This window comes from Sphingomonas sp. PP-CE-3A-406 (assembly GCF_003688625.1).
Classification (GTDB): Bacteria; Pseudomonadota; Alphaproteobacteria; order Sphingomonadales; family Sphingomonadaceae; genus Sphingomonas.
Genome location: NZ_RCWY01000001.1, coordinates 1,401,485 through 1,419,623, shown reverse-complemented (window position 1 = coordinate 1,419,623; position 18,139 = coordinate 1,401,485). Strand labels below are relative to the sequence as shown.

Here is an 18,139-nt window from a genome sequence, read left to right as displayed (position 1 = left end):
CGTCGAAGCCGGCGACGATCGAATGGCTGAATTCATGGCGTGATCCTCGGTAATTGGGCGTTGCCAAACCGTAGGATCGGGATGTGGCGGCACCAGAATCGGGAACTAGTCTAGCGCGCGCTAGCGATCGGTGCGGACGTGGGACGGGCGCTCGAATGGCGCTCGCGGATCGAACACGCTTTTGGCCTCCCGCGAAGGCGGTAGCCAGTCTGGACCCCGCCTCGCGGGAAAACAGGCTATCCTCACGCCGCAGTCACCCCTCCGCGTTCCAGCCGGACCAGCCGCGGTCGATCGAGGCGGCGATCGCGGTGAGCAGCGGGGCGTCCCCGGCGGTGCGGTCGAGGATGCGGTCGCCGTGGCGTTCGGCGGCGTGGATCAGCGCGGGGGGCGGGGCGGTGCCGTCGAGCAGGATCGCCTTGCCGCGCCAGCCCGACGCGCGCATCGCCTGGAGCGTGGCCATGCCGGTGCCCTCCGTGCCTTCGACATCGACGACGATGCAGGGGACGTCGCGCGATCTGGGGTCGGCGAGCAGCGCCGCGCCGGTCGCATAGGAGCGGACGTCGTAATGCTCCGAGAGCAGCATGATCTGGCGCGCGCGGCGGATCGCGGGGTCGCCGTCGACCAGCGAAATGCCGATGCCGTCATGCGATTGGGGAGCGTGGTCGGTCATCGGGCATCCTTGTCGGTCCTTTGATGACATGCGGACGCCGCCGCGTCTGTACGTAGAAAGCGAGGTGTCAGGCCGGCTCGACCGCCTCGCCGAGGCCTGCAGAGAACGCGATGCGCAGGACGTCGGACAGGCTGCGTGCAGCAAGCTTTTCCATCAGATTGGCGCGGTGGACTTCGACGGTGCGGGTGGCGATGTCGAGGTCGTAGGCGATCAGCTTGTTGGGGCGGCCGAGTACCATGCCGTCGAGCACGTCGCGTTCGCGCGGTGTGAGGGCTGCGAGGCGTACGAGCGCATCCGCGGCGGCAAGGTGCTCGCGGTCGGACCGGGCGGCATGCGCGAGCGCGGTTTCGATTGCCGCGAGCAGGGCGCTGCGCTCGAACGGCTTTTCGAGAAACTCGATCGCGCCCGCCTTGATCGCGCGAACGGCTAGTGTGACGTCGCCGTGGCCGGTCAGCATGATCACCGGCAGCGCGATGCCGGTCTGCGCGAGGCGAGCCTGTACCTCCAGCCCGTCGAGATCCGGCATGCGAACGTCGAGCAATACGCAGCCGCGTGTCTCTCGAGTCACGGACTTCAGGAAATGCGTGCCCGCCGGATAGGTTTCGACCGCATACCCCGCCTTGCGCAACAGGAAGCCGACCGACTGGCGGATCGCCTCGTCGTCGTCGACGATATGCACCGTGCGGAGTACGTCAGTCATCGGTGTCGCCTTCCTGGAGCGCGGCAAGCGGCACGGTGAAGTGGAACGCGGTGCCGCCGCTCGCGACGCCGTCCGCCCAGATCCGCCCGCCATGCGCCTCGACGATCGTCCGGCAAATCGACAGGCCTAGGCCCATGCCGTCCTCCTTGGTGGTCGCGAACGCCTCGAACAGGCGCGCGCGGACGTCGCTGTCTATGCCGGAGCCCGTGTCCGCGACGGTGATCTGCATCCAGCCTTCGCGCTCGGAGGCGGTGGCGATCGACAGCGTCCGGACGGACGACGTGGCCATCGCATGGATCGCGTTGCGGATGAGGTTGACCAGCACCTGCTGGATCTGGATGCGATCGACGCGAACCATGACCGGGCTTGGCGAGGCTGAGTTGACGACGGTGATTCCCGCCTGGTGCGCGCCAAGCAGGCCCAGGCTGGTCGCTTCCTCGACGAGCAGGTCGAGCGCTTCGTCGCGAAAGCCCGTATCGCCGCCATCGACGAACGCACGCAATCGGCGGACGATCGTGCCCGCCCTCAGCGATTGCGCCGCTGCGAGGTCGAGCGCCTCGGCGATGTCTGCCAGCAGCGGGTCTGCGCTGCCGTCGATCATCGCGCGCGTCGCCTCGAGGTAATTGGCGATCGCGGTCAGCGGCTGGTTGATCTCGTGCGCCAAGGTCGAGGCCATCGTGCCCATCGCGCTGACGCGCGAGACGTGGACGAGTTCGGACTGGAGTTCCTGCACGCGGCGTTCGGTCGCGTGGCGGTTGGTGAGGTCGCGGATGAAGCCGGTGAAGATGCGTTCACCCGCGATCGACGCCTCGCCGACCGCCAGTTCGATCGGAAACGTCTCGCCGCCTTTACGCATTGCGCGTTCAAGCCTGACGTTGCCGATCACGTGGCGCTCGCCGGTGTGGCGGTATTTGCGCAGGTGCGCGTCGTGGTCGCGTGCTTCCACCTGCGGCATCAGCATCGCGACGTTCTGGCCGATCACCTCGCGTGCCGCATAGCCGAAGACGAGTTCGGCGGCGGCGCTGAACGAGGCGACGATGCCGTTCTCGTTCATCACGATCATCGCGTCGGGGACGGTGTTGAGGATCGAGCGGAGGTGGTGTTCGCGGCGCACGATCGCGGCCTCGGCGGCCTTTTCGTGCGTGATGTCGCGGATCACCTTGCCGAACCCGCGCAGCGCGCCGGCATCGTCGTGGAGCGCGGTGATCGTGACATGCGCGAGGAATTCTGAGCCGTCCTTGCGGACTCGCCAGCTTTCTTCCTCGATCCGGCCGTCGCAGTGTGCGCGGGCGAGATCGGCTGCGGGTTTACCCTCCGCGATATCGTCGGCGGGATAGAAGATCGCGAAATCACGGCCGATGATCTCCGCCTCGGCCCAGCCCTTGATCCGCTCGGCCCCGCGGTTCCAGATCGTCACGCGGCCGCGGGGATCGAGCATGTAGATCGCATAGGTCGTCGCGCCGTCGATCAGCAGCCCCAGTTCCTCCGCCAGCATCGCATCGCCACGCGCCACCGCCTGCGGGTCGGTATCGGGCGAGGACTGCGACGCGATCATGCGGGCGGTGCGGTGGCTCGGGGCGCGCAGAGGCAAGTCATTGAGATGCGGACCTTGTTCGATACACGGATCCGATCCGGCAGGAGACAAGAATAGTACACCCTCGTTCGGACCATGACGCATGTTAAGCCAAAGACCCGCTATATGCTAATAGTCCTTCGATGATCGCGATTGCCGACAAGGTCGTGACGCCGACGACTAGTCTTCGGTTCGCCTTGGCAACCGAGCCGAGATACTTACGGATCACGGCACCCATCGTGACTCAGTGCGACAGCAACGTGCAGCGCCGGTCGCGCAGCAGCAGATCGCGGGTGACGCCGCCGAACGCCCATTCGCGGATCCTGCTGTGGCCATAGGCGCCCGCGACGACGAGGTCGGCCTCGACGTCGTTCGCGATTGCGGCGAGCGTGTCGATGCTGGTGCCCTTCATCCGCGCGACGACCTTGTCCGCATCGACGCCGTGGCGTGCGAGCCAGGCGGTGACGTCGTCGATCGGCTTGCGCGCATCGATCGCGTCGATCGCGGCCTCGACGATCACCACACGGTCGGCGGCGTGGACCATCGGCAGCGCATCGCTGATCGCGCGGCGGCATTCGCGCGTATCGGTCCACGCGATCATGATCGTCGAGAAGGTGGCGGTGGCGGCGCCGTCGGGAACGACCAGCACCGGACGGCCCGCGCGCAGGATCAGGTCGCCGGTGTCGGCGTGCGTCGCGCGGTCGGCAAACCCGGGACCTGCGCTGGTGATGACCAGATCGGCGGATCGCGCATTCTCCGCGACGACGTGCGCGATGTTGACGATCGTCGGGACCGATCGCCATTCGAGGACGTGCTTCGCGAGCCGCTCGTGCGCGTGGAACTCGGTCTTGGCACGGGTGAGTTCGTCCGCGACGATATCGCGCTCGATCACCGCATAGTCGCCGCCGAGATAGCCGTCGCACGTGCCGATCGGCACCGGCTGGCACGCGGCGATGCCGATCACCGCGGCGTCATGCTGATCGGCGAGCGTGGCCGCGACGTCGAGCAGGACGGCGTTAGGCCGGCCGCCGTCGAGATGTACCATCAGGGTCGAATAGTCACGCGCGATCTCCCTCTTTCGCCGAGCTGTCGGCGTGAGGGCGGGCGCGGGAAAGCATCGGGAACTACGCATAAGCGCGGGCTGCGTAGTTCCCGACGCTGGCCGAGATAGGTCGCGGCGGTAGGGTGCGGTCATCGGCTCGGACCTCTCTGCGCTGTTTCCAGGAGCGTGTCATGTCCCACGACGCTAGATTGCAGAAAGCCGTGCTCGCCGAACTCAACTGGGATCCGAGTGTCCCCGCCGGGCACATCGGCGTGACGGCGAACAACGGCGTCGTGACGCTGAGCGGTCACGCCGGCAGCTACGCCGCGAAATACGCCGCCGAACGTGCCGCCGCGCGCGTCGATGGGGTGAAGGCAGTCGCCGAGGCGATCGAGGTGCAGCTGGAGGACCGCTTCAAGCGCGGCGACGAGGCGATAGCGAGTGCGATCGTCGAGCGGCTGTCTTGGGATACCACCGTCCCGCACGACAGTATCAAGGCGCAGGTCGAGGACGGCTGGGTCAGCCTGCGCGGCGAAGTGCGCTGGCATTTCCAGAAAGACGCAGCCGAGGCGGCGGTAAGGCCGCTCGCAGGCGTGGTCGGCGTGATCAACCACGTCACGCTCAAACCGCGCGTCGACGTGACCGACGTCAGCAACGACATCCGCACCGCGCTGCACCGCTCGTGGTTCTTCGATGGCGACATGATCAAGGTGTCGGTCGACGGCGGCACGGTGCGGCTCACCGGCTCGGTCGATTCACCGCACGACCGGATGGTCGCCGAACGCACCGCCTGGGCGGCACCGGGTGCGGTAAAGGTGGAGAACCTGCTCGAAATTGTCTGACATGGGCGCGGTATCGTCGCACCGCGAACGCCACGTCGCCGACCGGATCGGCTGGCTGCGCGCGGTGGCGTTCGGCGCCAATGACGGGCCAATGACGAGATCGCCTCGACTGGCAGCCTGATCATCGGCGTCGCCGCCGCCTGTGGTCAGGTCGCCGCGATCGTCATCGGCGTGACATTCGCGGCCCTGCTGTTCATGGCGCGGATGAGCGATACCGTCGCGAGAATTGGTTCTGGGGACGACGCGCCCTCCGAACGCGAAGCACTGCAGACTGAGCCAGACTTCCGGACCTAGCCTGCGCGCGCTGGGCTCGTGTCACTCGAGAACCGGGTCTTGGTGCACCGGGACGACCGGAGGAATGCCGAAGCGTTCCGACCCTCGCGCGAAGCGGAATTCAGGTCATCGTTACGGCGGCACGGCCGTGCTCGATGATCGCCGTGCCGGCCGTTTTGACAGCGCCGTCGGGGCGCGCGACGGTATCGACCGTCCGGAATTCCGTTTTCCACTGGTCCGTACCCACGTCGCACAGCAGGTAACCGCGACGGTCGTTGGTCCAGGCGAGGAACGGGTTGCGGGCGCGGATGCGGTCTTCGCCGACCCGGCGATCCGCACCGTCGCCGCCCGAGCTGATCGACGTGCCGACGAACTCGACGGCGACGGCATCGCCCTGGCCACCCTCGGTACGCAGGACGCCGGCATAGTTCTGATGCTCGTCGCCGGTCAGGACGACGGCATTGCCGAGCCCCTCGACCATCTTCAACACGCGTTCGCGCGGCGCGTCATAGCCGCCCCAGCTGTCCATGTTGCGGATCGGCGCAGGCTCGTCGCCGGTGCGCCGGTCGAGCGGCATCATCATCACCTGCTGCGCCAGCGCGTTCCACCGCGCCTTCTTCTGCTTCAATGCCGTTGCGAGCCACGCCTCCTGCGCGCGTCCCATGACCTGCGCCGCGGGATCCGCCCAGCCCTTGCAGCGCGTCTTGAATCCGTCGTCGCAGGGCTGGTCGGTGCGGAATTGCCGGGTGTCGAGCAAATGCAGGTCGAGCAGATTGCCGATCGTCGCGCGGCGATAGATCTGCATGCCGGCAGGTCCCGGAAACGCCGAACGACGCAGCGGCATATGCTCGTAATAGGCCTGGAATGCCGCAGCCCGGCGCAGTGCGAACACCTCGGGCGGATCGTTCTCCTGGTCGATCTCGCCGACCCAGTTGTTCTCGACCTCGTGATCGTCGAACGTGACGAACCACGCCGCGGCGGCGTGGGCGGCCTGCAGGTCCGGGTCGGTCTTGTACTGGGCGTAGCGGCGGCGATAATCGGCGAGGTCGAACAGCTTCTGCCCGGCATGTTCGCGGACGAAGCGGCGGGGCTTGCCGTCATAGCCGACCGGCATCGGCGCGCTTCGCCCTTCGTAGATATAGTCGCCGTAATGGAAGACGAAGGCGGGATCGTCCGCCGCGAGATGACGATAGGCGGTGTAGAGGCCGTCCTCGTAGTTCTGGCAGCCGGCAACCGCGAACCGCAGCCGGTCGAGCGACGCGCCGGCGAGCGGCAGTGTCCGTGCGCATCCCGTAGTCGAGCGCTCGCTGCCGACCGTGAACCGGTACCAATACGGCCGATTGGGTAGCAGGCCCGCCACCTCGACATGGACGGAGTGGGCGAGTTCGGGACGCGCCAGCGCTTTGCCACCGGCGACTAGCGTCGCAAAGCGCGGGTCGGTCGCGACCTGCCACTCGACCTCGACCGGCTGCATCGGCATGCCGCCATGCTCGGCGAGCGGATCGGGCGCGAGCCGGGTCCAGATGACGAAGCCGTCCGCGGCCGGATCGCCCGCCGCTATACCGAGGCGAAACGGGTAGGCGGCGAACAGTTGTTGCGCGCGCAGGATCGCCGGTGCGCCGACCAGCGCCGCGGCGGCGCCGATCATGGTACGGCGGTTGAGAAGCAGGCGCGAGCCGGTGGTGTCGGTCATGATGGTCTCGTCAGTAAAGGGGCTGGGCGACGAGGGCCGCTTCGCCTGTGCAGAGCGCAGCGTCGGGTTTCGCCGTTCCGCCGTCGTGTCGAAGCGCCGCGATCTCCCGCCTGGCTGCGGCGAGATCGGCGGTGAAGGCCGGGTCGCCCTGCATCGCAGTCAGCGTCGACGACGCGGACAGCCGCCCCGCTTCGACGGCGCTGGCATTGTGGACGCCGCACACGATCCGGCTTTCGCCATACGCCCGGCCGCGTGCGAGCAGGGCGGTCGCGCGATCGGGCGCGATCTGCGCCAGCAACGTCGCCATCGTCCAGCCCGCGGTCGTATGGCCCGACGGGTAATCATAGCTGTCCGCGACCTCGGCGGCGGGCTGGCAGATCGGTCCGCGATCGATCAGGAACGGTCGCTGCCGCTTGTAGAATGTCTTGGCGCCGTTGGTTTGACGGGATGTGTCAACCATGGCGCGCCGAAGCAAAGCGGCGGTCCGCGGGGCGTTCTCGGGCGTGAGTGCGATCCCCATCGCGCAACTGAAGTCGCGGAACAGGTCGGCGGGCGCGGACTTCACGTCGTTGGTGGCCAGCGCCCAGCGCGGACTGCCCTGCAACGCGCGCGTCGCCTTGAAGATCGCGCGGTCGGCGATCCCGCGAGGGTCGGTGGATTTGGGGGCAGGCGGCAGGATGGCCAACACGTCGAACGCGCCGGGCTTGAGATATCCCGTTGGCCCGAGCGCCTGCTGCGCGCCGGCAACGGCACCCAGGCTCGCGAGCGTCACGGCGAGGAGAAGCGGCAAACGCGTCATGGGGTGAGTATCCTGATGGCTTGTATCATGAGACGCCGTGCGCCGGTTTGGTAGCGGCAATGGACCGGTAATGTGTCAGCCACGTTGCATCGCGCTCGCCCACAGCGCCGCGGTTTCCGTTGGTGGCGGACAGTCGAGCACGAGCAGAAGTCGCTCCTCGCCGGTGCCCGCGATCGGCGGCGAACGGTGGATGATCGCCTGCTCGCCGGCCAGAACGCGGCCCTTGAACAGACCGACCGCACCGGTGTCGAGCGATTGCGGTGTCTCGACGACCGGTACGTCCGGGCTTTCGACCGACCGCGCGATCCACTGCGTTCCCGATCCGCGATAGGTGCAGATCAGGCGAACCGAGACGTAATCGGCGTGCCAGCGTTTGCAGGCGTCGCCGACCACCCGCTCCAGCCGGATCACGACGTGCGACAGCGCCATGATCGCCGCGAAGGACGTTGTGAGCGCGGCGATGTCCGCGGCGATATCCGCATGCCAGGCGGCGGCGGGCAGCTGCGCGAACGCACCGGTCAGTTCCTCATGCGCGCGATCGACCGTCGTCGTCATCTGGATGGTGCCGAAACCGCCTAGTGCCCCGACCGGCACCGATGGTCGCTCCCAGATCGCGAGATTGACGTCGGGGTCGAGGATCGCAGCGAGCGCATCGACGGTCCGCGCCCGATGAACGTGCGAGCGGACTGGTGCGAGTATCGACGCGTCGGTCATCACGCCATCTCCCGCACGCCCCAGGCGGGGAACGGATCGGGCAGCCCCTCCCACAACCGGGGGGTGAAAGCGGCGGCGGGCACCAGGCAGGCATCGAGACGACGCCGGATCTCGGCCTCGTCCATGTCGATGCCGATGAAGACCAGTTCCTGCCGTCGATCGCCCCAGATCGGCGACCATTTCGCGGCGACCATCCGCTCCCACGCTTCACCGCTCGGTCGCTTCGGCTCCGGCACGCAGGCCCACCAGCGGCCCAGCGCCTCCGTCGCCGACTGCGCGCCGGCCTGTACCAGCTCGCCACACCAGTCAGGGCGCGTCGCGAGCCAGAAATGCCCCTTCGCCCGGACCACACCCGGCCAGCCGCCGCGCGCGAAGGCGTGGAACTTCACCGGGTCGAACGGCGCGCGAGCCCGGTAGACGAAGCTTTCCACGCCGTATTCCTCGCTTTCGGGACGGTGATCGGCATGACCGTAGAGTTCCTTCGCCCACAGCGAATGCAATTCTGCCTTCTCCTCGTCGAACAGCCCGGTTTCGATAACGGAATCGAGCGGCACGCGTCCGTGATCGGCCTCGACGATGCGGGCATCGGCGTTGAGCGACGCGACCAGTTTTCGCACGGTCGCGCGTTGCGCGGCGTCGACCAGATCGCCCTTGGTGATGACGATCACGTCCGCGAACTCGATCTGCTCGACAAGCAACCCGACCAGGCTGCGACGATCGTCGTCGCCGAGCACCTCGCCGCGATCGGCGAGAAAGTCGGTGCTCGCATAGTCGCGGAGCAGGTTGGCGGCGTCGACCACCGTCACCATCGTGTCGAGCCGCGCGACGTCCGACAGGCTTTCGCCTGTTTCGTCCTCGAACGAGAAGGTCGCGGCCACCGGCAACGGTTCGGAGATACCGGTACTTTCGATGACCAGGCAGTCGAACCGTCCCGCATCGGCCAGCGCCCGCACCTCGACGAGCAGATCCTCGCGCAGCGTACAGCAGATGCAGCCATTGGTCATCTCGACCAGCGTGTCTTCACGGCGCGACAGGGCGGTATCGCCGCTCCGCACCAGATCCGCATCGATGTTCACCTCGGACATGTCGTTGACGATCACCGCCACCCGCCGGCCCTCCCGGTTGGCGAGGATGTGATTGAGAAGCGTCGTCTTACCCGCGCCCAGGAATCCGGACAGGACCGTCACGGGCAACAGCGGCTTCACATCATGGACCATCGACTTACCTCATGCAAAATGATATGATGTATCATTACGATATTGACGGCGGGCGTGGCAAGATGAGAACGATACGGACGTGCGGAATGGACTGGCTCGATCGGGCGGCGATGGCGGGGTCGGCGGCGTGCATGGTGCATTGCCTTGCGCTACCGCTCCTCCTGGCGGCGGTGCCGATGGTGTCCGCGATCATCGTCATCCCCGAAAGCTTCCACCGTTGGGTGCTGCTGGTGGCTGTCCCGATAGCGGCGATCGCGCTGATCGGTGGGCGTACCCGTCACGCCACATCATGGCCGCTGTGCCTTGGTGCCGCCGGACTGGGTCTGATGACGATAGGGGCGTTCGTCCTGCCGGAAGGCAGCGCCGAGGTCGCCGTCACGGTGACTGGCGGCATCCTGGTGGCGATCGCGCACATTATGAACCTGCGGCTGCGGCATACCTGCCTTACCTGACGACAGTCCGACACTTCGCGTTGAAGATCTCGCCCAACTTGCTCGATCACGGACTAAAGGAGGCTCTGCCTTCGCTCGAGTAGCGGAAGCGCACATGCGGCGGGATGTCCGCAAACCGGCGTTCGGCTAATCTTACGCGGGGTCGGACAGTGTAACTTCCGGTTTATCCTGCTAGCGGACGTCCATGCTCAAGATACGAACCAAGCGGCGCGCGACGGAGACGGGGCGGGCGCTCGAGCGCCTTGCGGCGGTAGAGGCGTCGGTGAAAGCGCTTGGCGACGAGGATCTGCTCGACCTCGCCGACATCTTTGCCGCAGGCGATCCGACGCCGCTGCGCGAGATGGCGGGGGCCGAGATGCGCCGACGCGACATCCGCCTGTGAAACGATTCCCGTCGCGCTTCCGGCGCCTCGATGGTGCACTCGCCGATCTCGCCGTCGAGGAGCCGATGCTGCTTACCGAGCTCGACGGCTTCCTCACCGGGCTGCTGATTTGCCCGGAGGCGATCCCCCCAGGCGAGTGGATGACCATCGTGTGGGGAACGGACGTCGACGGCGTCGCGCCGTTCGAGGACCCGCTGGACGTGCAATGGTTCGCCGACGCGGTGGCGGCGCGACGCGAAGAGATCGCGCGCGATCTCGTCCGCGGCAAGCTTCAGCCGATCTTCGACGTCGACGAGCGCGATGGCGAGGTTCTTTGGGAATATTGGATCGACGGCTTCGCCGAGGCGATCGCACTACGTCCGAACGCCTGGGAGGCGATGGCCGGCGACGCTGAAAGCGCAGCGCCGTGGTCGGAATTGACGACGCTGATCGCGGTCGCGCGCGACGAGAGCGACCTCGACAGCGTGGAGATCAACGCGCTGCAGGATGGTGCCGCGTCGGCGCTCACAGAAGCCGTCCAGCTACTGTACGTGGTGCGTACGCGCCTCGCCGGCACGACGTCGCTCGATGCGCTGACGACGACGGCATCGAAAGTCGGGCGCAACGATCCGTGCCCTTGCGGGTCGGGGAAAAAGCACAAGCGCTGCTGTGGTTGATCAGGTCGTAGGCAAGGATATTTCGGCCTGATTTATGGCGATTCCGCCCCCTTGTCGAGCCATCCTGCGGACGAACCGTACCCGATTCCCGTCTGGACGTTGACACGATGCACCGCCCGCCGAGCGACATGAACGGGTGTCCGCTTTGTGCTTTGGACTGCACGCCCCGAATGCCAGTGCGGGGGGGGGGCTTGATATACATTAATGACGCCAGCCAAAACAACGACATATGCGAACGATTTGCATTAGCGTATCCTGTCGCGTAGGGGCGTCCCCATTCGGGGGACATCATGCGGTTTGGGCTTTTCACTCTACTGGCTTTGCCGATCGTCGGTACGACCTCGCCGGTTTGCGCGCAGGCGATCCTCACGCCGGCGGGGGACGATACCGACGCTCGGCCTGCGGATGTCCCCGCGGATATCATCGTCAGTGCGACCCGCAGCATCCTGCCGCCCAACGCGCTGCCGCTGACGATCGACGTGATCGACCGCGCCGCGCTCGACCAGCAGGTCGCGATCGGCGGGTCGGTGGTCGATGCGGTGTCGAACCTGACGCCGTCCTTCTCGCCGACGCGGCAGAAGCTGTCGGGCGCGGGCGAGACGTTGCGCGGGCGCTCGCCGCTCTATGCGATCAACGGCATCCCGCAGTCGACGCCGCTACGCGATGGATCGCGCGACGGCTTCACGATCGATCCGTTCTTCATCGACCGGGTCGAACTGATCTACGGCTCGAACGCGTTGCAGGGGATAGGCGGCACCGGCGGGATCGTCAACCAGGTGACCGTGCAGCCGCCGCGCACCGAAGGTCTGTCGGGCCGCGCGCTGGTGCAGGGGACGACCGATACCGGCTTCAGCGGCGACGGCAACGGTGGCAAGGTCGCCGGACTGCTCGCGTGGAAATCGGGGCGCTTCGACGTGATGGCGGGCGGCGCGTACGACAAGCGCGGTGCGTTCTACGACGGCCACGGCAACCGCGTTGGCACCGACCTGACCCAAGGCGAAACGCAGGACTCCCGCAGCTGGTCGGTGTTCGCACGCGCCGGCTACGCGCTGACCGATACCGCACGGATCGATCTGATCGCCAACCGGTTCGAGCTGAAGGGCGGCGGCAACTACATCGCCAGCAACGGAAATTTCCGCACGAACCTGCCGACCACGTCGGTACGCGGCACGCCGCCGGGCGACCCTGCCGAGAACCGCACCGAGAGCATCGCGCTGTCGCTGACCGATCCTGATCTGTGGGGCGGCAACCTCGTCACCCAGGTCTTCTTCAACCGGTCGCGCGATACGTTCGGCGGGGAGGTCGCGCCGATCGCGACGTTCCAGGACGTGCGGCTCGCACCGGTCGGCACGCTGTTCGACCAGTCGCAGAACCGCTCGCGCAAATATGGCGGCAAGTTCAGCTACGAACGCGGCGTTCCCGGCTTCGAGGCGCTGACCGCCACGCTCGGCTTCGACGCGCTGTACGATCGCACCGAGCAACGCCTGATCGCGACCGACCGCGTCTGGGTCCCACCCGCCGACTTCCGCAGCCTCGCGCCGTTCGGCCAGGTCAACCTCGCGCTGTTCGACAAGGTCGTCCGGATCGCCGGCGGTGCGCGCTACGAGAACGTGAAGATCGTCATCGACGACTACACCACGCTCGCCTCGTACGGCAGCCACGCGGTCGCCGGCGGCAGTCCTAGCTTCAGCAAGGCGTTGTTCAATGGCGGCGTCATCGTCGAGCCTATCCCCGGCATCCGCGCCTATGGCAGCTACGCGCAGGGCTTTACGGTGCCCGACGTCGGCCGCATCTCGCGCGCGATCAACCGCGACGGGGTCGACCTCGACAGCTATGTCGACATCGCGCCGATCGTGTCGAACAACCGTGAGTTGGGCGTCGAGGTGAAGCGCGGACCGATGAACGCGAGCGCGACCTATTTCTGGTCGACCAGCACGCGCGGACAGGTGCTGGTGTTCACGGGCGGCGCGTACGAGGCGCAACGCCAGCGCGTCGAAATACAGGGCATCGAGGTCAATCTGGAGGCGAGGATGCCGCTGCCGGGCCTGACTCTGTCGACCGGGTTCGCGCATCTCGTCGGCCGCACCGACTCGAACGACGACGGCAAGGTCGATATCGATCTGGACGGTGCGAACATCTCGCCCGATCGCCTCAACCTCGCGGCGAGCTATGTCCGCGGCAAGGTGTCCGCGCGCGTGCAGCAGCAATTCTACCTCGCGCGCAAATATGCCGGGTTGCCCGCCGCAAACGACTTCAGCGGCTACAATATCACCGACGCCTCGATACGATATGCCTTGCCGATCGGCGCGCTGACGCTGAGCGCGCAGAACATCTTCGACCATTTCTACATCGATTATTACAGCGACACGGTGCGGCCGACCGACAACGCGCATTTCTTCTCCGGACGCGGGCGCAATTTCACGCTCGGCTGGGACGTGTGGTTCTAGGATGGCGCTGCTCGATACGCTGCACCGCTGGGCTGGCGGTTTCCTAGGGCTGGTCCTTGCGCTGCTCGGGCTGACCGGCGCCATCCTGGTCCACCGCGATGCGTGGATCTTGCTGCCGCATGCCGGCGACGCGCAGATCCAGAGCACGCGCATCCTCGCCGCGACCACCGAGCGACTGATGGCCGATCCCACGACGCGCCCGCAGAGCATTACCTTCGCCAACGCCAATCTCGGGCTCGACCGGCTCGATTTCGGCAAGGGGGCAGGCGCCTATACAGATCAGGCGGGCACGATCGTCAGCCAGTGGCAGAGCCAATGGGCGCGCCCTGAATTGTGGCTGTTCGACCTGCACCATCATCTGCTTTCGGGCGACACCGGCGAGACGATCATCGGCATCGCGGGCGTGGCGGGGCTGTTTTTCGTGATCACGGGGACGATCCTGTGGTGGCGGACGCGCAAGACGTTCGCGTTCCGCCCGTTGCCAAAGCGTCTCAGTCGTCCGGCGATCGTCCGGCACCACCGCGATCTGGGGATCGTTGCCGCACCGTTGCTGATCCTGTCGCTGCTGACCGGCGCGACATTGGTGTTCCGGCCGATCAGCGCGCTGTTCCTCGGCCCCAGCGCGCCGGCGACGATCGACGCGGCATTGAAGCCGCCGAAGGGGCCCAAGGTCGCGCTCGCCGATCATCTCGACTGGCGGGGCATGATCGTCGCGGCGCGCGCGCGCTTTCCCGACGCCGAACTGCGCAGCCTGTCGCTGCCGCGCAAGGAGAGCGGGCTCATCACGATCCGCATGAAGCGGCCGCAGGAATGGCTGCCGAACGGGCGGACAACGCTATGGTTCGCGGCCGATGACGGTCGTCTGATCGGTGCGCGTGATGCAGGCTCGCTGGCGAACGTCGTGGCTGCGTACAATATCCTGTATCCGCTCCACGCCGCCAAGGTCGGCGGGCTCGGCTACCGCCTTGTGATGACGCTGTCGGGTCTCGTTCTAGGCCTGCTCGGGACGTTGAGCGTCTGGAGCTTCTGGTTCAAACGGCCTGCGCAGACGAAGGTGCGGGCCAAGGGCAGCGCCCGATAAGCGGGTTAGGCGGTTCTTCCAATGTTTTTCGGTGGGACTGTCTGGTCAGCAAGGCGTCGATGCCGCCAATAGGGCGCAACTTTCCGCAGCCGAGGCGTCCGTGGTCGGATTGGATGAAGCGTTGCGGCATGCTGGAACGCCGCGATACTATCGAGAAACTCGTGAGGGAGACCGCGGTGAACTGCTCGAAAAAGTCCATGCGGCGCGCCCTGGTGATGCTGTCCGCGATCGGCCTGTCCGGTAGCGTTTTCGCGCAATCGGCAGCCACCCCGCCGTCCCCGCCTAAAGCTATTGCGAGCCCTCCGGCGACACCGACGTATTCACCGACCGCCGTCAATCTCGAGGCGCGCCGGTGGTTCCAGGATGCGAAGTTCGGCGTGTTCCTGCACTGGGGGCTGTACAGCGAGCTCGGCGGCGGTGGTTCGCCCGGGCTGGCCGAGTGGATCATGCAGGAGAACAAGATTCCGGCCGACAAATACGCGCGGCTGGCCAAGTTCTTCAACCCGGCGAAGTTCGATGCCGATGCCTGGGTCGGATCGTTCAAGGCTGCGGGCGCGCGCTACATCGTCGTCACCAGCAAGCATCACGACGGCTTCGCGATGTTCGGCAGCACGGTCTCGCCGTACAACGTGGTCAAGGCAACGCCGTTCGCGCGGGATCCGATCGCCGAACTGGCGGCCGCATGCCGACGGCAGGGCGTGAAGCTGTTCTTCTATTACTCGCAGCTCGACTGGCATAACCCCGACTATTTTCCGCGTGGCCAGACCGGGCACACCACCGGCCGCCCGGAATCGGGCGATTGGGAGAAATATCTCGACTATCAGGATGCGCAGCTCCGCGAGCTGCTGACGCAATACGGCCCAATCGGTGGCATCTGGTTCGATGGCTGGTGGGACCAGGAGAAGACGTCACTGCGCGATCGCTGGCGGCTCGACCGGACCTATCGCCTGATCCACGCGCTGCAACCCGCCGCGCTGATCGTCAACAACCACCATCACGCGCCTTTCCCGGGCGAGGATTACCAGACCTTCGAGCGCGACCTGCCCGGGCAGAACACGATGGGCTACAGCGACCCGTCGGCGGTCGGCTCACTGCCGCTCGAGATGTCGGAGACGATGAACGGCAGTTGGGGATTCAATCTCGTCGACGACAAGTACAAGTCGCCCGAAACGCTGGTGCGCACGCTGGTTGGGGCGGCAGGGCGCAACGCCAATTTCCTGCTCAACACCGGACCGATGCCGAACGGCGAGATCCAGCCTGAAAACCTGGCGACCTTCCGTACGATCGGCGAATGGATGACCGCGCACGGCAAGGCCATCTACGGCACGCGCGGCGGGCCGATCGCGCCGGGGGACTGGGGCGTCACCACGCAGCGTGGCAAGACGGTGTATGTCCATCTGATGCGCGCGCACGACGGGCGGGTCACGCTGCCGATCGATGCGCCGATGCGGGGCAGGGTCGCGTCCGCACGGCTGTTCGACGGCGGGGAACCGGTAAAGGTCACGGCGGGCAAGCGCCGGATCGAACTGTCGGGTCTGCCGCCGCTGGGCAAGGCGTGGGACCAGATCGTCGCGCTGGAATTGCGCTAACCCGTGATGCGCGCCGACCCGGTTTTGCTACTGCCGGCGCGTCGCCTCAGGCGTCGCGGGGCGGCTGCCACCCCAATGCGACCGAGATGCGCTGCCCGGTCTGCTTGAGTTCGGCACACGCGTCCTCGATCGAAACGAGTTGCGAGCCGTCGAGCAACTCCAGAAACGGCACCGTCAGCGCCGCGAGCAGTTCGCCGTCGAAGCCGAAGATCGGGCAGCTGATATCGGTCACGCCGCGCGTCACCGGGCTTTCGCGCAGACCGTGGCCCTGCGCGCGAACCTGCCGGAGCGTCTTGGCCAGCGCGGCGTGCCCGACCGGCTCCTTGCGCAGCGCGGAGGCGCGCGCCAGCAGCCGTTCCGCCGCATCCTCGGGCGTGAAGGCCAGGATGACGCTGCCCGAACAGCTGCGCACCAGATCGATCGACGCCCCGACGCGCAACGCGAAGCCGCGCACGCCGGGATTTTCCTCGCGCGCGATGACGAGCCCTTCGGCGCGTTGCACCACGACGAGATGGCAGGACTGGCCGATCGCGGCGGCGAGCATCTGCATCTCGGGCTGCGCGGTGACGACCAGCTTGCGCGCGGGGGTGGCGCGATAGGCGACGTCGAGGAACTTGTAGGTCACGGTATAGCGGTCGGTGACCTTGGATTTCTGCAGATAGCCTGCCTCTTCCATGACCACGACGATGCGGAACAACTCGCCGAGCGAGCGTTGCAGCGCGGTCGCCATCTCGCTCGCCAGCAGCCCCTGCGGGTTGTTGGCGAGAAGTTCGATGATCAGGAACGCCTTGTCGAGCGCGGGCGCATTGTAATTGCCCTTGCGCTGCGCCGCGTCCCCCTCCTGCTTCGCCATCGTTTCCTCACCCCCCGTTCTGGCGTTGATGTCTAGCCGCAACCGCCCCGCCAAGGAAGCGCGCGGGCAGGGCGCGGTCTCCGGCTCTCAATCCATTCGGGAACTCAGATGGTGACGATCGCCTTCAACACATCCTCCTGTCGGGCGATCAGCGCCGGGATCGCGAGAGGCGCATCGTCGAGATCGACCCGGTCGGTCAGGAACCGGTCGGCCGGCACAGAGCCGTTGCGGATCGACGCGATGACATGATCGAAATCCGCCGCGAGCGCGTTGCGGCTGGCGAGCAGGGTCGTCTCGCGCTTGTGGAATTCGGGGTCGGGGAAGACCAGATCGTCGAGGCACAGGCCGACCAGCACATAGGTGCCGGCGTTGGCGACGGTGAACAGCCCCGCCTTCATCGCCTGGCTGCTGCCCGTCGCGTCGAACACATAGTCGAACATCTCGCCGTCCGTTCGATCCGCCAGCGCGGCGGTCGCATCCGGGCCGGCGACGACGCCGTCATCGAAACCGAACCGATCCGCCGCCGTCGCGAGACGCTTTGCGCTGCGATCCAGCAGCGTGACGGAACCGGCGCCGGCGATCCGCGCGAACAGCGCGCAGCCGATCCCGATCGGTCCCGCCCCGGTAACCAGCACGCGCGTGCCCGGTTCGATCGCGGCGCGGCGGACCGCGTGCGCGCCAATCGCGAGGAATTCGACCATCGCCGCCTGATCGACGGTGAGGCCCTCGGTCGTCACGATCGAACCGACCGGCACCGCGAGCACTTCGGTCATGCCGCCATCGGCATGCACGCCGAGCACGCTGATCCGCGCGCAGCAATTGGGTCGACCCCGCCGGCACGCGACGCAGGTGCCGCACGCGATGTAGGGATTGACCGTCACGATCTGGCCGGGTGTCAGCCCGCTGTCCGCGGGCGCGTCGATCACCTCGCCGGCGAGCTCGTGGCCGATCAGGCGGGGATAGGTGAAGAACGGCTGGCTGCCGTCGAAGATATGATAGTCGGTGCCGCAGATCCCGACCCGCCGCATCCGCAGCAGGACCTGGCCATCGCCGCGCTGGGGCGTCGGCCGGTCTTCTATCCGCGCCGCGTTGGGCGCCGTGCAGACCAATGCCTTCATTGCTTCCTCCACTATGTCATTCTGCGTCGCTGGTCGCG

General features: G+C 66.8%; 17 protein-coding genes. 7 read left to right on the top strand and 10 right to left on the bottom strand.

Going from position 1 to position 18,139, the window contains the following annotated elements:
* Positions 1–253 precede the first annotated feature (253 nt).
* The 4 genes from C8J44_RS06275 to C8J44_RS06260 form a co-directional block, all read right to left on the bottom strand.
* Positions 254–670 (bottom strand): hypothetical protein, encoded by a 417-nt coding sequence (locus C8J44_RS06275; RefSeq protein ID WP_183128712.1) that lies wholly within the window; start codon positions 668–670, stop codon positions 254–256.
* A gap of 67 nt (positions 671–737) precedes the next feature.
* Positions 738–1,370, bottom strand: a complete 633-nt coding sequence (locus C8J44_RS06270; RefSeq protein WP_121903697.1) for a response regulator transcription factor — start codon at positions 1,368–1,370, stop codon at positions 738–740.
* Complete coding sequence (locus tag C8J44_RS06265) at positions 1,363–2,961, bottom strand: PAS domain S-box protein (RefSeq protein ID WP_259466727.1); 1,599 nt, start codon at positions 2,959–2,961, stop codon at positions 1,363–1,365. Before C8J44_RS06265 ends, C8J44_RS06270 begins: the two co-directional genes overlap by 8 nt.
* Before the next feature lie 226 nt (positions 2,962–3,187).
* Positions 3,188–3,988, bottom strand: coding sequence for a universal stress protein (locus tag C8J44_RS06260; protein ID WP_183128711.1), 801 nt, complete (start codon positions 3,986–3,988; stop codon positions 3,188–3,190).
* 188 nt (positions 3,989–4,176) lie between these two features.
* Between C8J44_RS06260 and C8J44_RS06255 the strand changes: the two genes are divergently transcribed.
* Positions 4,177–4,827 (top strand): BON domain-containing protein, encoded by a 651-nt coding sequence (locus C8J44_RS06255; RefSeq protein ID WP_121903696.1) that lies wholly within the window; start codon positions 4,177–4,179, stop codon positions 4,825–4,827.
* 394 nt (positions 4,828–5,221) lie between these two features.
* Here the strand turns inward: C8J44_RS06255 and C8J44_RS06245 are convergent, their stop codons facing one another.
* From C8J44_RS06245 to C8J44_RS06230, 4 genes are all read right to left on the bottom strand, one after another.
* Positions 5,222–6,793, bottom strand: coding sequence for an alkaline phosphatase (locus C8J44_RS06245; RefSeq protein WP_121903695.1), 1,572 nt, complete (start codon positions 6,791–6,793; stop codon positions 5,222–5,224).
* A gap of 10 nt (positions 6,794–6,803) precedes the next feature.
* Positions 6,804–7,592 carry a phosphatase PAP2 family protein gene (locus C8J44_RS06240; protein ID WP_121903694.1) on the bottom strand — a complete coding sequence of 263 codons (789 nt, stop codon included), beginning with the start codon at positions 7,590–7,592 and terminating at the stop codon, positions 6,804–6,806.
* A gap of 75 nt (positions 7,593–7,667) precedes the next feature.
* A complete protein-coding gene (locus C8J44_RS06235; RefSeq protein ID WP_121903693.1) occupies positions 7,668–8,306 on the bottom strand; it encodes a DUF1826 domain-containing protein in 639 nt (212 codons plus the stop codon).
* Positions 8,306–9,523, bottom strand: a complete 1,218-nt coding sequence (locus C8J44_RS06230) for a GTP-binding protein (protein ID WP_183128710.1) — start codon at positions 9,521–9,523, stop codon at positions 8,306–8,308. The genes C8J44_RS06235 and C8J44_RS06230 overlap by 1 nt, the downstream gene beginning before the upstream one ends.
* Before the next feature lie 86 nt (positions 9,524–9,609).
* On the opposite strand from C8J44_RS06230, the gene C8J44_RS06225 reads away from it, so the two are divergent.
* The 6 genes from C8J44_RS06225 to C8J44_RS06200 all read left to right on the top strand — a co-directional run bounded on the left by C8J44_RS06225 (position 9,610) and on the right by C8J44_RS06200 (position 16,130).
* Positions 9,610–9,975 (top strand): MerC domain-containing protein, encoded by a 366-nt coding sequence (locus tag C8J44_RS06225; RefSeq protein WP_183128709.1) that lies wholly within the window; start codon positions 9,610–9,612, stop codon positions 9,973–9,975.
* 184 nt (positions 9,976–10,159) lie between these two features.
* On the top strand, positions 10,160–10,357 hold the full coding sequence (locus C8J44_RS06220) for a hypothetical protein (protein ID WP_121903691.1): 198 nt from the start codon (positions 10,160–10,162) through the stop codon (positions 10,355–10,357).
* Positions 10,354–11,013 carry a UPF0149 family protein gene (locus C8J44_RS06215; protein ID WP_121903690.1) on the top strand — a complete coding sequence of 220 codons (660 nt, stop codon included), beginning with the start codon at positions 10,354–10,356 and terminating at the stop codon, positions 11,011–11,013. The genes C8J44_RS06220 and C8J44_RS06215 overlap by 4 nt, the downstream gene beginning before the upstream one ends.
* A 290-nt stretch (positions 11,014–11,303) precedes the next feature.
* On the top strand, positions 11,304–13,460 hold the full coding sequence (locus C8J44_RS06210; protein ID WP_121903689.1) for a TonB-dependent receptor: 2,157 nt from the start codon (positions 11,304–11,306) through the stop codon (positions 13,458–13,460).
* A gap of 1 nt (position 13,461) precedes the next feature.
* Positions 13,462–14,541, top strand: coding sequence for a PepSY domain-containing protein (locus tag C8J44_RS06205; RefSeq protein WP_121903688.1), 1,080 nt, complete (start codon positions 13,462–13,464; stop codon positions 14,539–14,541).
* A gap of 197 nt (positions 14,542–14,738) precedes the next feature.
* Positions 14,739–16,130, top strand: a complete 1,392-nt coding sequence (locus tag C8J44_RS06200; RefSeq protein WP_220683083.1) for an alpha-L-fucosidase — start codon at positions 14,739–14,741, stop codon at positions 16,128–16,130.
* 46 nt (positions 16,131–16,176) lie between these two features.
* Here C8J44_RS06200 and C8J44_RS06195 read toward each other — a convergent pair whose 3' ends face one another.
* Together C8J44_RS06195 and C8J44_RS06190 are read right to left on the bottom strand one after the other, a co-directional pair.
* A complete protein-coding gene (locus tag C8J44_RS06195; protein WP_121903687.1) occupies positions 16,177–16,983 on the bottom strand; it encodes an IclR family transcriptional regulator in 807 nt (268 codons plus the stop codon).
* Between the two features lie 104 nt (positions 16,984–17,087).
* Positions 17,088–18,101 (bottom strand): zinc-binding alcohol dehydrogenase family protein, encoded by a 1,014-nt coding sequence (locus tag C8J44_RS06190; RefSeq protein WP_121903686.1) that lies wholly within the window; start codon positions 18,099–18,101, stop codon positions 17,088–17,090.
* Between the last annotated feature and the right edge of the window lie 38 nt (positions 18,102–18,139).

What these genes read in the sequence shown, in the direction of transcription:
- C8J44_RS06275 (WP_183128712.1), bottom strand. Translation starts at nt 670, where the DNA reads ATGACCGACCACGCTCCCCAATCGCATGACGGCATCGGCATTTCGCTG.
- C8J44_RS06270 (WP_121903697.1), bottom strand. Translation starts at nt 1,370, where the DNA reads ATGACTGACGTACTCCGCACGGTGCATATCGTCGACGACGACGAGGCG.
- C8J44_RS06260 (WP_183128711.1), bottom strand. Translation starts at nt 3,988, where the DNA reads ATGGTACATCTCGACGGCGGCCGGCCTAACGCCGTCCTGCTCGACGTC.
- C8J44_RS06255 (WP_121903696.1), top strand. Translation starts at nt 4,177, where the DNA reads ATGTCCCACGACGCTAGATTGCAGAAAGCCGTGCTCGCCGAACTCAAC.
- C8J44_RS06245 (WP_121903695.1), bottom strand. Translation starts at nt 6,793, where the DNA reads ATGACCGACACCACCGGCTCGCGCCTGCTTCTCAACCGCCGTACCATG.
- C8J44_RS06240 (WP_121903694.1), bottom strand. Translation starts at nt 7,592, where the DNA reads ATGACGCGTTTGCCGCTTCTCCTCGCCGTGACGCTCGCGAGCCTGGGT.
- C8J44_RS06235 (WP_121903693.1), bottom strand. Translation starts at nt 8,306, where the DNA reads ATGACCGACGCGTCGATACTCGCACCAGTCCGCTCGCACGTTCATCGG.
- C8J44_RS06230 (WP_183128710.1), bottom strand. Translation starts at nt 9,523, where the DNA reads ATGGTCCATGATGTGAAGCCGCTGTTGCCCGTGACGGTCCTGTCCGGA.
- C8J44_RS06225 (WP_183128709.1), top strand. Translation starts at nt 9,610, where the DNA reads ATGGACTGGCTCGATCGGGCGGCGATGGCGGGGTCGGCGGCGTGCATG.
- C8J44_RS06220 (WP_121903691.1), top strand. Translation starts at nt 10,160, where the DNA reads ATGCTCAAGATACGAACCAAGCGGCGCGCGACGGAGACGGGGCGGGCG.
- C8J44_RS06210 (WP_121903689.1), top strand. Translation starts at nt 11,304, where the DNA reads ATGCGGTTTGGGCTTTTCACTCTACTGGCTTTGCCGATCGTCGGTACG.
- C8J44_RS06205 (WP_121903688.1), top strand. Translation starts at nt 13,462, where the DNA reads ATGGCGCTGCTCGATACGCTGCACCGCTGGGCTGGCGGTTTCCTAGGG.
- C8J44_RS06200 (WP_220683083.1), top strand. Translation starts at nt 14,739, where the DNA reads ATGCGGCGCGCCCTGGTGATGCTGTCCGCGATCGGCCTGTCCGGTAGC.
- C8J44_RS06195 (WP_121903687.1), bottom strand. Translation starts at nt 16,983, where the DNA reads ATGGCGAAGCAGGAGGGGGACGCGGCGCAGCGCAAGGGCAATTACAAT.
- C8J44_RS06190 (WP_121903686.1), bottom strand. Translation starts at nt 18,101, where the DNA reads ATGAAGGCATTGGTCTGCACGGCGCCCAACGCGGCGCGGATAGAAGAC.